The 16,469-nt window shown below is 64.5% G+C and carries 10 protein-coding genes; 7 read left to right on the forward strand and 3 right to left on the reverse strand.

The features are described from left to right. The first annotated feature begins 109 nt into the window (after positions 1-109). From kduD to U1737_RS09070, 3 genes are all read left to right on the forward strand, one after another. Positions 110-865, forward strand: a complete 756-nt coding sequence (gene kduD, locus U1737_RS09060; RefSeq protein WP_332796515.1) for a 2-dehydro-3-deoxy-D-gluconate 5-dehydrogenase KduD — start codon at positions 110-112, stop codon at positions 863-865. A gap of 148 nt (positions 866-1,013) precedes the next feature. After that, the gene (locus U1737_RS09065; protein ID WP_332796516.1) at positions 1,014-2,021 is read left to right on the forward strand and encodes a sugar kinase; all 1,008 of its coding nucleotides are present in this window, start codon (positions 1,014-1,016) and stop codon (positions 2,019-2,021) included. Beyond that, complete coding sequence (locus U1737_RS09070) at positions 2,008-3,588, forward strand: carboxylesterase/lipase family protein (RefSeq protein WP_332796681.1); 1,581 nt, start codon at positions 2,008-2,010, stop codon at positions 3,586-3,588. Before U1737_RS09065 ends, U1737_RS09070 begins: the two co-directional genes overlap by 14 nt. 2 nt (positions 3,589-3,590) lie before the next feature. On the opposite strand, the gene U1737_RS09075 is transcribed toward U1737_RS09070, so the two are convergent. Beyond that, positions 3,591-4,019 carry a cupin domain-containing protein gene (locus U1737_RS09075; protein WP_443027105.1) on the reverse strand — a complete coding sequence of 143 codons (429 nt, stop codon included), beginning with the start codon at positions 4,017-4,019 and terminating at the stop codon, positions 3,591-3,593. Positions 4,020-4,315: 296 nt separating this feature from the next. Between U1737_RS09075 and U1737_RS09080 the strand changes: the two genes are divergently transcribed. Then, a complete protein-coding gene (locus U1737_RS09080) occupies positions 4,316-7,285 on the forward strand; it encodes a TonB-dependent receptor (RefSeq protein WP_332796517.1) in 2,970 nt (989 codons plus the stop codon). Positions 7,286-7,571: 286 nt separating this feature from the next. Continuing rightward, positions 7,572-8,354: an alpha/beta hydrolase gene (locus tag U1737_RS09085; RefSeq protein WP_332796518.1), complete on the forward strand. Its 783-nt coding sequence runs from the start codon at positions 7,572-7,574 to the stop codon at positions 8,352-8,354. A 16-nt stretch (positions 8,355-8,370) separates the two neighbouring features. Here the strand turns inward: U1737_RS09085 and U1737_RS09090 are convergent, their stop codons facing one another. Together U1737_RS09090 and U1737_RS09095 are read right to left on the reverse strand one after the other, a co-directional pair. After that, positions 8,371-9,984, reverse strand: a complete 1,614-nt coding sequence (locus tag U1737_RS09090) for a family 43 glycosylhydrolase (protein WP_332796519.1) — start codon at positions 9,982-9,984, stop codon at positions 8,371-8,373. Between the two features lie 111 nt (positions 9,985-10,095). Next, positions 10,096-12,978, reverse strand: coding sequence for a TonB-dependent receptor (locus tag U1737_RS09095; protein WP_332796520.1), 2,883 nt, complete (start codon positions 12,976-12,978; stop codon positions 10,096-10,098). A gap of 283 nt (positions 12,979-13,261) precedes the next feature. Between U1737_RS09095 and U1737_RS09100 the strand changes: the two genes are divergently transcribed. Further along, a complete protein-coding gene (locus tag U1737_RS09100; protein ID WP_332796521.1) occupies positions 13,262-14,614 on the forward strand; it encodes an MFS transporter in 1,353 nt (450 codons plus the stop codon). After that, positions 14,611-16,449 (forward strand): DUF8034 domain-containing protein, encoded by a 1,839-nt coding sequence (locus tag U1737_RS09105; RefSeq protein WP_332796522.1) that lies wholly within the window; start codon positions 14,611-14,613, stop codon positions 16,447-16,449. Before U1737_RS09100 ends, U1737_RS09105 begins: the two co-directional genes overlap by 4 nt. Positions 16,450-16,469: the final 20 nt, after the last annotated feature.

Consider the following 16,469-nt stretch of genomic DNA (forward strand, 5'->3'; position numbering starts at 1 on the left):
CCGCGTGCGGGAGGGGAAGACGGTGGGCGTTCGCTCGCCCCGTCGATCCGCTTGAGGAAAGCGCAAGCCCACCCCGGCCCCTCCCGTAGGCGGGGGGGAGGAGAAGAGCATGACGAATCCCTTCGATCTTACCGGCAAGGTTGCCGTCGTCACCGGCGCGAACACCGGCATCGGCCAAGCTATCGCGGTTGCCCTCGCAGTGGCAGGCGCCGACGTGGCGTGTGTCGGACGCACCCCTGCCGAGGATACGGTCGCGCAGATCCGCGCGCTGGGGCGCAAGGCAGAGATCGTGTCCGCGGACCTCTCGACGATCGAGCCGGTCCAGCGTGTCGTCGATGAGACGGTGAGCAAGCTTGGCGCTCTGGACATCCTAATCAACAACGCCGGGATAATCCGCCGAGCCGATGCGGTCGATTTCACCGAGGCCGACTGGGATGCGGTCATCGACACCAACCTGAAGTCGGTGTTCTTCCTCTGCCAGGCGGCGGGTCGACACATGATCGCGAATGGCGGGGGCAAGATCGTCAACATCGCGTCGATGCTGACGTTTCAGGGGGGCATCCGCGTGCCGAGCTATACCGCCTCCAAATCGGGCATCGGTGGCCTCACCAAGCTGTTGGCGAATGAATGGGCGAGCAAGGGTATCAACGTCAACGCGATAGCGCCGGGCTACATCGCCACCAACAACACGGCCGCTTTGCAGGCGGACGAGGAGCGCAACGTGTCGATCCTGGGTCGCATCCCGGCGGGTAAATGGGGCGACGCGTCCGACCTCGGCGGGGCGGCTGTGTTCCTGTCATCGGCCGCTGCGAAGTATGTCCAGGGTCATATCCTGGCGGTCGATGGCGGCTGGCTGGCGCGCTGAAAATCCTCCCCGGTAGGGGAAGGTGGCGGCGATAGGTTGACGGAGCGGGGGACTGCCACGGGCGTAGCGGTCGTGGATAACTCCATCCACCCGCGGCAAGGCGGCGGTCCACTCCCCCGTACCGGGGGGGATTAGGGGAAGGGGTGATATGAGCAAGTTTCTGGCGTTTGGCGAGATCATGCTGCGGTTGTCGCCACCGGGGCGCGAACTGCTGTTCCAGACGCCCAAACTCGATGTGTGGGTTGCCGGCGCCGAGGCCAACGTCGTCACGCAGCTCGCGCGGCTCGGCCACGATGTCGGCATGGCGACGATGGTTCCCGACAACGACCTTGGGCGCGCCGCGATCACCACGCTGCGGGGGCACGGGGTCGACACGTCGACGGTGACGCTCGGTGGCGAACGGATGGGGCTGTATTTCGTCACTTCCGGCGCTGGCTTGCGTGCAACCGAAGTGATCTACGACCGTGCCTGGTCGTCATTTTCCGAAGCACCGGTGAGCGCCTGGGACTGGCACACGCTGCTGGCCGGCGTCGATCGCTTCCACCTGTCCGGTATCACGCCGGCGCTTGGCCCCGTGCCTGCGAAAAGCGCGCTCGCCGCCGTCGAGGCAGCGACCGAACGCGGCATTCCGGTGTCGTTCGACGGCAATTGGCGTGGGAAATTGTGGGAGCGGTGGGATTCCGATCCGCGCGCGATCCTGACCAAGCTTGTCGAGCATGCCGACCTGATGTTCGGCAACCACCGCGACATCGCGCTGCTGCTCGGCCGTGATTTTTCGGGCGACGCGGAGGATCGGCCACGCGAGGCGGCGGTGGCGGCATTCGAGGCTTTTCCGCGGTTGCAGACGATCGCGTCGACTACGCGGCATGTCGAGCATGTCGACCTCCATCGGTTGTCGGCCCGCATCGATACGCGCGCTGAGCATGTGCAGACCGACGAGGTCGTGCTGGCCGGAATCGTCGACAGGATCGGCGGCGGCGATGCGTTCGCGGCGGGTGTGCTGCACGGGCTGCGTACGGGCGCGGACATCGGTGAGGTTGCGTGCATCGGCCTCGCGCTCGCGGCGCTGAAGCATTCGCTACCTGGTGACGCGAGCCTGTTCCGGCAGGCGGATATCGATGCCTATCTCGCTGGTAGCCTCGATGTCCGCCGCTGACGGCTGGACGCGACGCTTGGCACTGGGGGCGGGCGCCGCGACTTTAATCGCGGGCGCCGTGCGGGCCACGGTGCCGCTTGCACCCGTCGAGGTGCGATGCGCTGCCGGCGCGTTCGTTGGGATGCCACTCGGGCCAGCGAACGGCGGCGTCACGGCGTTCAAAGGCATTCGCTACGGCCGCGCCAAGCGGTTCCGCGCGCCCGAACCGATCCCGCGCGCCAGCGAGCCGGTATCCGCCTTTGAGTTCGGCCCGGTCTGTCCGCAATCAGGGCCGTATGGGCCGCAATCCGAGGACTGCCTGTACCTCAACATCTGGACCGCCGCCGCCGACCCGCGCGCCAAGAAGCCGGTGATGGTGTATATTCATGGCGGCGCCTATTCGAACGGCAGCGTCACCGATCCACAGAACGACGGGCAGGCGCTGGCGGCACGAGGCGATGTGGTCGTGGTGACGATCAATCACCGCCTCAACGCGCTCGGCTATCTGTATCTCGCGCGGCTCGATCCCCGATTTCCCGACAGCGGCAATGCGGGGCAGCTCGATCTGATCCTCGCGCTCAAATGGGTGCGCGACAACATCGCGGCATTTGGCGGCGATCCGAGCCGGGTGATGGTGTTCGGCCAGTCGGGCGGCGGCGCGAAGATCGCGACGTTGATGGGCATGCGCGCCGCTGCCGGCCTGTTCCACCGCGCGGCAACGATGAGCGGCCAGCAAGTTACGGCTTCGGGTCCACTCAACGCCACGGCCCGCGCCCGCGCGTATCTGGCGAAGCTGGGCGTGGCCGAGGCCGATCTGTCGCCGTTGCTGACACTGCCGGTTAGCAAACTGGTCGAGGCACTGAGCGCTACCGATCCGATCATGGGCGGCGGAGTGTATTTTGGCCCGGTGCTCGACATGACCTGGCTGACACGCCACCCTTTCTGGCCCGACGCGAACCCGCTCGGCAACCGCATCCCGATGCTGCTCGGCAATACTCATGACGAGACGCGTGCGTTCATCGGCATCGATTCGCCGAAGGTTCGCGGGCTCGACTGGAGTAACGTCGCGGCGCGGATGGCACCTGAGCTACGAATCGACATCCTGCCCGAATGGGTGGTGGCGCAGTATCGCACGCAGTATCCGAGTTGGTCGCCGACCGATGTGTTCTACGGAGCGACGACCGCCGGCCGCAGCTGGCGCGGGCAGGTGATCGAGGCCGAGGCGCGCGCCGACGCGAAGGCGCCGGCCTGGGTCTACCAAGTGGACTTCGCATCGCGGACCGAGCCTCGGCGCGGGGCGATGCACACGATGGACATCCCCCTGGTGTTCGGCACGTTGGGTGCAGAGGGATCTCAGACGGGAACGGCGGCGGATGCGCGCGCGGCATCGAAGGCGATGCAGGACAGCTTCGTCGCGTTTGCGGTCACCGGGAATCCCAACCATCCGGGCGCGCCGAAATGGCCGATCTATGATCGTGCAGCGCGATCGACGATGATCTTTGATGCGCGGTCTCGGGTCGAGGCCGATCCGCGTCGCTGGGAACGCGAGCTGTTTGCGCGCGTGCCGTATATACAGCCGGGGACCTGACACTATTTGCGGGGGATCGGATAGGCGATGATCAGGACGAGCGGACCGGCGCCGATCTGGCGGATGCCGACCGTCTCGCCATCGAACAGATAGGCCGTCATGCCTGTCCGCAGGTCTTGTGTAGCCCCACCGGAAGAGACCGCGCCGGTGCCGGATACGACATAATAGACCTCGTCATGTGCGATCCGGTGCAGACCGATCGCGCTGCCCGGGTGCAGGATGCGTTTGCGGAATTCCATCGTCCGGCCGGGCACCCGGTCGCTGATCCGGTAGGCCGTGCTGGATCCAATTGCACCGTGTGGCGTGGGCTCGACGCGCATCGTTGCCGCCTCGTCGACGATGACCATCGCACGGGACGCGGGTTGCTGGGCGACACTCGCCGCGGGCAGAAAAGCGATGATCGCTATGGCTGTGATTGGGACCCGTGACATCCATGCATCTCCTGTTTCGTACGATGTGTGACGCGGCATGTTGACACGTCAAAAATCATGCGACATTGTTCTGACACCGGTTACCTAGGCACGCAAGGGACGGTGGAGGGACCAGCAAGAGCTGGCCTTTCGGGAGAGGATCGGGTGTCCCCGTCGCATTATACGGGTCCAACTCTCCAAAACAGTCAGGTCGGCGGCGCGGCGACGATATGTCGACTGAGCAACCGGTGTCATCGGCAGCGGCCGAATGGGGAGTGGAAGCAATGGAAGTACAAGCATCTGCAGCGATTCGGCGAATGGGCTGGCTTGGCGGCGTGTCTGTCGGCAGTTTGGTCCTCGCGCTCGTACTGCCTTCGATCGCCTCGGCGCAGGCCGCACAAATTCCCAACAGCGTGACGCCAGGAACCCCTGCACAGGTCGATCCGTCACCCGCGCAGACTGCGGTCGTGCCACCGGGCGACGTAGCCGATCCCGCCGCGACTACTGCACCGCAGACCGGGCCTGAAACGGTGCCCGCCGCGGGCGAGACCGCTGAGATTATCGTCACGGGTTTTCGCAAATCGCTCGACGCGGCGCTCAACGTGAAGCGGCAGTCGGTTTCGGCGGTCGACGCGATCGTCGCCGAGGACATCGCCAAATTCCCCGACCAGAACCTCGCCGAATCACTGCAGCGCATCCCCGGCATCTCGATCCAGCGTGACGCGGGCGAAGGCCGCGCGATCACCGTTCGCGGCTTGGGCGCGCAGTTCACTCGCGTTCGCGTCAACGGCATGGAGACGGTCGCCACCTCGACCGACGGCGCGAGTTCGAACCGCGATCGTGCGTTCGATTTCAACGTCTTCGCCTCCGAGCTGTTCAATTCGATCGTGGTGCACAAGACCGCGGAGGCCTCGCTCGACGAGGGGTCGCTCGGCGCAGTGGTCGATCTGAACACGGGCAATCCGCTCGGCGGCAAGATCGGCTTCACCGCGGTCGGCTCCGCGCAGGCAAGTTACAATGATCTCAGCAAGAATTTCGGACCGCGCCTCGCTGGATTGCTGTCGTGGAAGTCGGCCGATGGGACGTTCGGCGTCTCCGCGTCGGCAGCCTATTCGAAGACCAACAATTTCCAGCTCGGCAACAACAGCGTGCGGTGGGCGCAGGGCGTGTTCGACTCGGTCGACGGAACGCGCTGCTTCACCACTCAGAACCGCGGCGGTGTCTATGTCCCGAGCGCCGCGTGCACGAGCGCCGCGCTCGCCTTCCATCCGCGAATCCCACGCTACGGCACGATCCGCCACGAGCGCGAGCGGCTGGGGATCACCGGCAGCATCCAGTGGGCGCCGACCGATGCGACCAAGATCTCGATCGACGGACTGTATTCGCGCTTCAAGGAAACGCGCGAGGAGAAATGGGGCGAAGTGCTGTTGCGCTCGAACGAACGGTCGATCGATATCAGCAATTACACGATCGATGCGAACAACAATCTGGTAAAGGCGACGCTCAACGACGCCTGGGTTCGCACCGAGCATTATCTGCGCAAGTCGCAGACCGAATTCTACCAGATCGGCGGCAGCTGGGATCAGGATGTCAGCGACACGTTCCGCTTCACGTTGATGGGCGGCGTTTCGAAATCAGATGCGACGATCCCCGTCGAGACGACGTTCGTATTCGACGACCGCGACGCGCAGGGCTATAGCTACGACTATACTGACATGAAACGGCCGACGCTCACTTTCGGCACCAGCGTCACCGATCCGGCTAATTTCCAGCTCGCCGAAATCCGCGATCGTCCGTCGCAAACGATCAACAAGTTCCGCACCGCGCAGTTGCGGACCGAATGGGACGTGACCGAGGGGTTCCAGATCAAGGCAGGTGGACTGTACCGGAAATTCACGTTCGACACGGAGGGCTTCTCGCGGGATACGGTCGTCTGCCCGAATGCCGGCGGGCGCGATCTCGTGCTGGGGACACTGAATTGTTCGCCCTCTACACAGTTCGGGCCGACCGCGGTGTACGGCTTTCCGGCGGGTAATCTCGGCGAGCTGTTCAACATCGGCAATTCTGGCCAGCCCGCGGGCACCACGACCAGCTTCCTGATCCCCAATATCGATAAGGCGGCGGCGTTTACCGGCCTGTACGGGCGGACCCCGACCGTGCTCGTCGGCGATACGCGCAGCGTGTCCGAGCAGGTGACGGGCGGCTTTACCGAGTTCAACGTGAAGGGCGATATGCTCGGCCTACGCTATGCCGCTAATGCGGGCGTGCGCTATGTCCGCACCAAGCAGCGCTCGACCGGGCTGTCGTCGGCAACCGCCGCCGGCGTGACCGTGAACACGCCGGTGACGGTCGGGCGGAGCTATGACGACTGGCTGCCCGCGATCAACGTGGCGCTGTTTCCGACGGAAGACGTGATCATCCGCGGCGGGATCTCCAAGGTGCTGACGCGGCCGAGCCTGGGCAGCCTGACCCCGGGTGGATCGGTCGACGGCTTCAACTACCGCGTGACCTTCGGCAATCCGCAGCTCGATCCGTTCCGCGCGACCGCGTTCGACATCTCGGCCGAATGGTATTTCGCGCCCCAGTCGATCTTCTCGGTCGCGTTGTTCAAGAAGAACGTCGAGAGCTTCCCCGTCACGCAGACGCGCAGTGGGACGTTCGCGTCGACGGGCCTGCCGCTTTCGGTGATACCGGCGAGCTCGCCGGCCGCGCAGCAGCCCGAAATCCAGGAATGGCAGATCAACTCACCCGTCAACGGGACGGGGGCGTCGCTCAAAGGCATGGAGATTGCCCTTCAGTCGACGTTCCGCTTCCTGCCCGGGTTCCTGAAGAATTTCGGCGTGCTGGCCAATGCGACGTTTGTCGATTCGACTGCGAGCTACAGTCAGGGTGGCCCGGCGACGACGATCACCCAGCCCGGCGGGGCACTCGGTTCATTGCCGAATACGACCCGCACCGCGACGCTCTACGGGCTGTCGAAGCGCGCCTATAACGGCACGCTATATTACGAGGACGCCAAGTTCAGCGCACGCGGATCGGTCAGCTATCGCAGCCCGTATATCGACGGGGCGTCGGCGACGGGGAACCTGTTCGAGGGTTATAATTCGTCGCTGAACGTCGATGCTTCGATGCGCTACAAGCTGACCCCCGCGCTGGAGTTGTCGGTCGAGGGCACCAACCTGACCGACAATTATCGCAGCCGGTACACCGATCTCGACGCGAACCGGAATTACGAAAACAACCACTTCGGCCGCACCTTTCTCGTCGGCGCACGCTTCAAGATGTAGGCGCGACCAATATCGTCTCTCCTCTCCTCGGGCGCATTCCTCATGGAGTGCGCCTTTTTCTTATGGGCCGAAGCGTATGATCGATCGTCGAAGTGCAATCCTGGGAACGTTCGCCGTCGGTCTTTCCGCCAGCGTGGACGCACAGACACCGCCACCCGCGCAGGCAGGTGGGCGCGTGCCGAGACGGCCCGAGCCGACCGAAACGATCGACCTATGGCCGGCGGGAGCGCCGGGCGCACCGATGAAACTACCGGTCGAGGTCGTCGAGGATCGGGCAACGGATGCGATGGCGACCGATCGCGCCGTCCACGGTATTGCGATTCCGCGCATGGTCGTGTTCCGCCCGGCCAAACCGAACGGAGCAGCGATACTGGTGATGCCGGGCGGCGGCTATATCCGGATCGTCGTCGACCGGGAGGGATACGAGATCGCACGCTGGCTTGCGGATCGCGGCTGGACAGTGTTCGTGCTTTTCTATCGATTGCCTGGCGATGGTTGGGCGGCAGGACCAAACGTCGCCTTGTCCGATGCGCAGCGCGCCATAAGGCTGATCCGCGCGCGCGCCGGGACGTACGGAATCAAGCCTGATCGTGTTGCCGCCATGGGCTTCTCCGCGGGCGGCCATGTTTGCGGTGACCTCGCGACCCGGTTCGCACAGGACACCTACGTGGCGGTCGATGCCGCAGACCGAGGAAGCGCACGACCTGATGGTGCGGCCTTGATGTACGCGGTGCAATCGATGGCCTCGCCGCTGGCCCATGCCGGTTCGCGCGCGCTGCTGCTCGGGCCATCGCCGACTCCGGCTTTGGAGCGCTCTCATTCGACCGCTTCGAACGTGACGTCGGCGACGCCGCCGTGCTTCCTTGTTCATGCCGAAGACGACCGCAGCGTCGCTGTCGACAATACGCTGGCATTTCGAGCGGCAGCGCTAAAGGCGGGCGTTGCGGTGGAAACGCATCTGTTCGCAGCCGGGGGGCATGGTTTTGGCTTAAGCAGGGCGGTGGGTAAACCGGCGGCGCTATGGCCGGTGTTGTTCGCAGAATGGGCGCATGCTCAGGGCTTGGGCTGAGGAACGCCGTTTCCCGTCAGAGAGCCTCGTACCTGAAGTCGCGAAAGCGTGCCTCTCCACTACCAGCCGAGTAAAGGCCGGGACGCAGCATGAGGAACCCGCCTCGGACATTATGGTGATAGCCCGACACCTCCATGCCGCGATCGAAGCGTTGCCAGGTCTTGCCCGCATCGCCGCTGGTATGGATCGCGACGATGTGGCGCGTGTTCGTGATCCGTATCCGCATGCGGCGTCCGTGCGGATTGGCCGGGCGCCCGCGTTCGTTGCCGTATTGATGCGTGACGAACCGATTTTCGTCAAAGCCTAGCCCGCAATACAGCCTGTCGTCATAGAACAGTACCAGCCCCGCTGTGCCGCCGGGCGCGATCTCTACGTCGCATTCGAACCGATACGCCTGATCTCCTGCGATCAGCATAAAAGGCGAAGAATCTACTGGTGCCGTGCCGGTGGCCTGTAGGATCAGCGCACCGCCCTCGACACGGGCTCGGCCGGATTCGGCCGGGCCGGGCCGGAAGAAATTCCATTTGCTGCCGAGTTGCAGCCTGCGAAAATCGTCCGAAAGCGGTTGGCCGTGGGGAAGCGCCGCGCCACCTCGCGGTTTGGGCAAGGGCTTCGACAGATCGCCGCCGGTCATTGCGAACCAGCCATCAGCGGTCCAGCGGATCGGATCGAGCAGTGCCTGCCTTCCGAGTGTCCAATAGCCGTTCTCGAAGCCGTGATAGACCGACCACCAGCTGCCGTCGGGGGCCTCGACGAGGCTGGCATGACCGCGCGACCACCATTTCTCGTCGGTGCTGACGGTTCGCACCACTGGGTTGGCGGGGTCGTTCGTCCAGGGGCCGTGGATCGAGCGCGAGCGTGCGACGATCACCATGTGCCCGGTCGGTGGCCCGGCGGTGCCGCCGACCGCGGTGATCATGTAGAACCAGCCGCCATGGCGGGTGATCTTGGGACCCTCGGGACTGAAACCCTCGACGTCCCAGGTGTCGGGATAGCGCCAGGGGTCATAGACATGCTCGACCTTGCCGACCGTCGAAAGGCCATCGGCGGCAAGTCGGATCCGGTCGCCGCCCGACAGGAACAGCCAACGCGATCCATCCTCGCCGACCGCGTGGCAGGGATCTATATGGTTGGGCAGCCCGAGGTCGATCGGGTCGGACCAGGGACCGTCGATCTGGTCGGCCCAGATGACGTGGATCGCGTTCGGCTTGGCCTTGACGGGGATATACAGGAAGTACCGGCCGTCGTGTTTCTCTAGGCTAACCGCCCAGACCGAGCCGATGTTTTTCGTCAGCGCGGCCTTGCGCGGTTGCCAGTTCACCAGGTCGCGGCTGTGCCAGATCGTCAGCCCCGGATAGGAATCGAAGCTGGAGAACGTCATGTAATAGTCCGCGCCGTCCTTCAGGATGGCGGGGTCGGGATGGTCTCCGGCGATCAGCGGATTGAGGAACCGTCCATCGCCGAGATCGGCGACGCGCTGCCCGTCGAAGCCACGCCGCCAGTCGTCCTCGAACCGCTGCGCGCACGCATTCGGCTTGCGAGGCTCCGCAACCGAGGGGGTGGGCGGGACGAGTACGACCGCACCGCCCGCCAACGCCAGTCCAATGGTCTCGCGGCGATTATAGGCCATGCGCATGTCCTGTTCTGATTTGGCGTCGTGACCGCGACACCGAGACCTTCGTACCAGCATGCTGCCCCCGAGGTCGATGGTTGCCGAGATGCAGCGGACCGCGTCGAACCGTCAGAACGAAAAGCGCATTCCCGCGGTGAACTGACGGCCGCTATGCGTGAGCACGTTCAGGCGGTTGGACTCGTCGACGAACTGGTCATTGACCTGATCGGTAAGATTGATCGCCTCGATGCTGAACTTGAGATTGTCGGTCAGATTGTACGACATCTGTGCATCGACGTTGGTCGTGCCGCTGGTCCCGTTATACGCATTTCCCTCGGTCCCGGGTACTGCGGTCAGATAGCGCGAGCGATAGGCGATTGAGCCACGGATCTGGAACTTTGCCGTCTCGAAATACAGCGTGCCGTTGGCAGCATGCTTCGACAGTCCGATCAACGGTGCGGTCACCGAGGCACCGCCGGTCGCGGACGTCAGATACTGGATGTTTGACGTCACGTGCGTGTAGTTCGCCAGCACGCCGAAGTTGGAGAGGAAGCCCGGCAGGAAGCTGAACGGCTGTTGGACGTTGACCTCGAAACCCTTGAGCCGACCGCCGCTCGAATTGACCGGCTGGCTGACGATGAACAGATCGGTAGGTGATGCGCTGGTGCCGGCGAGGAGCGAGTCCGGCAGGCCCAAGCTGCTGAACGGCACCGTGGTGCTGAGCGATTGGACGAACGTGCCGATGTCCTTCTGGAATGCCGACACCGCATAGATCGCGCCACGCGTCGGATACCATTCGACCGAGACGTCGATATTGTCCGATTCCGTCGGCTTCAGATCGGGATTGCCGCTGCTGAAGGTGCGGTTGCCGCCCGAGACGCTGAGGTTGCCGCCCGGTGCGATAGCCGAGATGCCCGCCCGCGCGAGCGTCTTGGCGGCGGCGAAGCGGACCAGAAGCGTATCGGTGACGTCCATCACCAGATTCCCCGACGGCAGCCAGCGATGATAGCTGCGATCCGCGACGACGAGGTTGGTCGCCACGCCCTGGCCCGCGTAACCCGTCGAGCGCTGATCGGTGTTGGCGTAGCGCACCCCGACATCGCCCCGGATCGGCAGGCCGCTATCGGCGAAGTTGAACTCCGCCATGCCCCAACCGCCGATATCGTCCTCACGCACCGTGATGTACGACCCTCGCGCACTGGCGTTGGTCACGCCGCCGGTTGCATAGAGTGAATTCGAGTAGATGCCGTAGAGTTCGGCAAACTTGTTGATATCGGGCACGATCCAGGAGGTCGGCGTGCCGGCCGGCGTGTCGAGCCCCTTGCCGAAGCCCGAGAAAAGCGTCGTCGCCGCGGCGAGCTGTGCGGGCGTCAGCGTCTGCACGACCGACTCCCCGGACAGGCGACGCTGCTCGGTCGAGCTATAGTCGAACCGGCGCCAGTCGACGCCGACCTTCAGCTTCAGCAACGGGTTGACCGTCCACTCGGCAAACGTCTTGGCATTGGTGAAGCTGTTGTTGACGGTCTGCGGGCGGATGCGAACTTCCGACGTGCCGTTGACGAAGGCAAAGCTGTTCGGGTTGGTCAAGTCGACGCCCGGTTTGATCGTTGGGAAACGCGTGCTAAAATCGTAGAAGAAATTGGCCGTGTTGGCGGCGTCGATGGTGACGGTCGATTGGATTGGGTTGCTGAATGCGGAGTCGGCATAGCCGACGACCGCACCGACCTTGAAATTCTCGCTAAACTTTTGGTCGAGCGTACCCGTCACCTGATAAAAGTCCGTGACCAGCTTGTCGTAGCGCGACTGGGTGCGCAGATCGACGTTGTCGAACGTCCCGCTGACGATGTTGTTATTGCCGTCGACCACGCCGTCGCGGATGATCGTCTGTGGCTTGCCGGTGCCGGAGCGGCTGAAGCTGATCGCCTGTAGCTGCGATTCCTTGCGCGTGCCGTCGAGCCGCGAATACAGCGCATCCAGCGAAATCAGCGTCTTGGAGGTGGGTTGGAACTGTACCGACCCGGCAGCGCCAAGACGCTTCTGGAAGATATCATAGCTGACAAGGCCGGGGATGCGCGGATGGTACAGCCCGGTGGCGGGGTTCGGATCGTTGATCTGCGCGAACGTCTTGCCCGGCAACGTCGATGCCGCGTTGAACCCGGCGTTAAACCCGCCGTACGTCCAGCGCGTGATATTCGCGCCCTCTTCCTTGATCGCACGCTCTTCGTACGCCACCGACAGCAGCACGCCGAACCGGCCGTCATCCGACGTCTTGGTGATAAGCCCCGAGAATTTTGGCGTAACTTTCTCGCGCAGGTCGTTGTAGCTCGCGCTCGCCGAAATGACCGCGGTCGCCTTCTTGTAATCGAATGGCCGCGACGATTGCAGGTCGACGGTGCCGCCAAGTGAGCCCTCCTCGACGTCCGCCGTAGCGGTCTTGCGGACCGCGATGCTGTTGAACAGGTCGGACGAGAAGATGTTGAAATCAAACCCGCGACCGCGGTTTACGCCACCCGAATTGTCGGTGCCGCCGGTCGTGCCGATCGCCTCCATCCCGTTGATCCGGACGCGGGTGTAATCGGGGCCGAGGCCGCGGACCGAGATGTTGCGCCCTTCGCCATTAACGCGGCTGATCGAGACGCCGGGTATGCGCTGCAAGGATTCCGCGAGGTTCAGGTCGGGGAATTCGGCGATGTCCTCCGCCTTGATCACGTCAACGGTCGCGGTCTGCGTACGCTTGATGTTGATCGCGCTGTTCAGGCTAGCGCGGAACCCGGTGACGACGATATCCGCCGTATCTGCGGCAAGTGGCGGTGCCTCGGTCACGCCCTGCTCGGGCGGCAGGGCGGGGGAGGCGGGAGGCGTATCGGTATCGGTCGCGTTGCCGGCAGCGCGCGCGTCTTTCTGTGCGGTCGTTTCCGGCACGCTCTGGGCATGGGCCATCGTTGCCAACGAGCAGGCGACGATCGCGCTCGACATGGCCAGCATGGATTTGAAGCTGCGGATCCCGGTCATACTCACTCCCCTAACTCCGGCACGATGTGCCCGCTGCCGGCTTCGTTGGAGCCGGTCTGTCGCAATCTCTGTTAGGCCGGGTGCGGCCGCCTACGCCAATCTCATTCCGACATCGATCGATGCGAACGATGCACTGATCCGGCACCGGCATGTTGCTCAGTTATCCGATCAAGTCATGGCTTGGCTGGATCAACCCGTTTTCGGACTTGGACCGTCCGCATTCCGCTCGATACACCGGGCCGGAACACTCGCGTAGATCGAGTGCCGAACAGGAGAGCGAAGCATGACGATCGCCACAGCAGCCCCCGCCCAAGATGCGGTTGCAGGAGGCGTGGCCGAACGCCCGACTGCGGTGCGCTACCGCGTAATCGCGCTGATCTTTCTTATCACCTCGATCAATTACGCCGACCGTGCGACCTTCTCGATCGCGGGCTCGGCGGCATCGACCGAACTCGGGCTGTCCTCGGTCCAGACCGGCTTCATCCTGTCTGCCTTCGCCTGGGCCTATGTCCTTGCGCAGATCCCCGGCGGGCTGCTGCTCGACAAGTTCGGCACCAAGCGTGTCTATGCCGGCGCGATCCTGGCCTGGTCGATCTTCACCGCCACACAGGGGCTGACCGGCTTGATCGCGGGTGTGTCCGCGGTCGCGATGCTGTTCGCGTTGCGCTTCCTGGTCGGGCTCGCCGAAGCGCCTTCGTTCCCCGGCAATGCCCGCCTCGTCGCCGCCTGGTTCCCGGGCGCCGAGCGTGGCACGGCATCGGCGATCTTCAATTCGGCGCAGTATTTCTCGCTGGTCGCGTTCGCTCCGCTGATGGGCTGGCTGGTGCACAGCTATGGCTGGCGCGCGGTGTTCTGGGTGATGGGCGCGATCGGCCTGGCCGCGACCGCGCTGTTCGTCCGCTACATCCACAGCCCGGTCCGCCACCCGAAGATCAACGCCGCCGAACTGGCGCATATCGAAGCGGGCGGCGGGCTGATCCGGATGGAGGATGCCGCCAATCGGCCACAGGCTTTTTCTTGGACAAACCTGCGCCAGCTGCTCGCCAACCGGATGCTGCTCGGCATCTATCTCGGCCAATATTGCATCAACGTGCTGACCTATTTCTTTGTGACGTGGTTTCCGATCTACCTTGTCAAGGAACGCGGGCTGAACATCATGGAGGCAGGCTTCGCGGCGGCGGCGCCTGCTTTGTGCGGGTTCGTCGGCGGGCTGGTCGGCGGCTACACGTCGGACCTGCTGCTACGGCGCACCGGCTCGATCGACATCGCGCGGAAGGTGCCGCTGGTGTTCGGGATGTTGTTGGCGACGCTCATCATCGCCTGCGTGTTCGTTGAGGCGGAATGGCTGGTCGTCACGCTGATGGCGGTCGCGTTCTTCGGCAAGGGCGTCGCCTCGCTTGGTTGGGCGGTCATGTCGGACGTCGCGCCGAAGCAACTCGCCGGGCTGACCAGCGGGGTGTTCAACATGTTCGGCAACGTCGCCGGGATCGTCACGCCGATCGTCATCGGCTTCATCGTCGGCGCCACGGGCTCGTTCGACTGGGCGCTGGTGTTCGTCGGTGCACACTGCCTACTGACGATCTTTTCGTTCCTTGTGATCGTCGGACCGATCCGCCGCGTCGAGCTGGCAGCGTGACCGTTGATCGCCGCACGCTGCTAGGTGGCGCCGCCGCCGCCGCACTTGCCACCTTGCCCGCCGCCGCCCGTGCTGCACCTGCGATGCTCCGGGTGACCACGCCGATGCCGGCGCCGGAATGGGCGGTCCTGCAGCGCCGATTGCTCGCCGCTAATGCCGAGGCGTGCGAGGCGTTTTATGCCAAATATGTCGATAGCCGCGGTTGGCTGCGCGTGTTCGAACGCTGGGGCGCGAACGACGGTCCCGACGATGCGGCGGAGGCGACCAACGACTGGGCAATCCTGCACGCGCTCGGCGGCCCCGATCGCATCCGCGACCTGTACGCACGCGCGTGGGAGGGGCATCTCAAGCAATTCACCGCGGCGCGCACGGTCGACGTGCCGATCGCCCGTGAAGGCATGTATTTCCGCGAGTTTCCAGTCCAGATGGATTGGCAGCACAATGCGGAAGGGCTGACGACCTTCAACCTCATGGGGCTGTCCGGCCCGCATGACCTCAAGCTGATCGAGCGGACGCGCCGCTACGCCGACTTCTACACCGGTCGCGATCCGACCACGCGCAACTACGATCCGAAGCTGCGGATCATGCGCAGCCTGATGAACGGGAGTCGGGGCCCGATGCTGCGCCGCGCGACCGAACTCGATTGGGCGGGCGATCCGTTCGCCGCCGGCGAACGCTTCCACATGGAACACGGCGAGACGACCTACGCACAGACGCTCGCGCATTACGCCGAATATGGCGATGTGGTCGGTGACAATCCGCTCAACCTTCAGGCGACGACGCTCGGCCTCAACGCCTACGCGCTGGGGGCAGGGGATCGATACCGTAGTTGGGCGCTCGACTATCTCGACGCGTGGGTCGATCGTGCGAAGGCAAATTCGGACATTATTCCCAGTCGCGTCGGTCTCGACGGCAGCGTCCCGCGCGATTGGTGGAGCGGCGTATATGGCTGGGGTTTCTCGCCGATCGTGCCGCAAACCGGCAAGCGCGAGAATCGCAACCGCGTACCCCGCTCGATCACCGCGTTCATGACCGGCACGCTGCTGAGCGCCGACCAGGGTTATATCGACGTCTGGCGCCGCCAGACTGCGCGGATCAATGCCCAAGCCAAGACGATCGGCGGGGTCCTGTCGACGCCGACGATGCACGGCGCCGACGGCTGGTACGGCTGGCAGCCCGGCCCCTTCAAGACCAACGGTTTCGAGATCTGGTACATGTCGCAAGCCCCGGCCGATCGCGCCGCCGCCGGCGACCACCCTTGGGTAAGCTTTCTGGAGGGTGGCAATCCAGGCTATGTGCTCACCGCCTTGCGCGCAGACCTGAAAGCGGTGGCAGACCGCGTTGCGGCGCGCCTCGCCGATCCGACCACGCCCGAAACCCGACTCGCCGACTGGCCGATCGACATCAACCCCGCCAACGTCACCAGCCTGGTGCAGTTGATGACCGGTGGCCTGCACATCGCCCGCCCGCCCTGGTCGAAGACCTCGCCGGCACAAGGCGGCGTCCCACTGCACTGCCGGCTCCGGTATTTCGACGCGGACCGCAAGCGCGCCGGCGTGCCAGAAGACGTCGCCGCGCTGGTCCATGCGCTCGGCGATACGTCGACCGACGTGACTTTGGTGAACCTCAGCACCACCCACGCGCGGACCGTCGTCGTCCAGGGTGGCGCCTATGCCGAGCACCGGATCGACGCGGTGACGTTCGACGGTCGCGTGGTCGACATCGGCGGTGCCGCGTTTACGATCCGGCTCGAACCGGGCTGCGGCGCGCGGCTGACGCTGGTGATGCGCCGCTATGCGAACCGTCCGACTCTCGCCTGCCCCTGGTCTCGCTGACGGGAGCGTGCCCCCCGCGC

Origin of the sequence: Sphingomonas fucosidasi (assembly GCF_036663855.1) — a bacterium.
Lineage (GTDB): Bacteria > Pseudomonadota > Alphaproteobacteria > Sphingomonadales > Sphingomonadaceae > Sphingomonas > Sphingomonas faeni_B.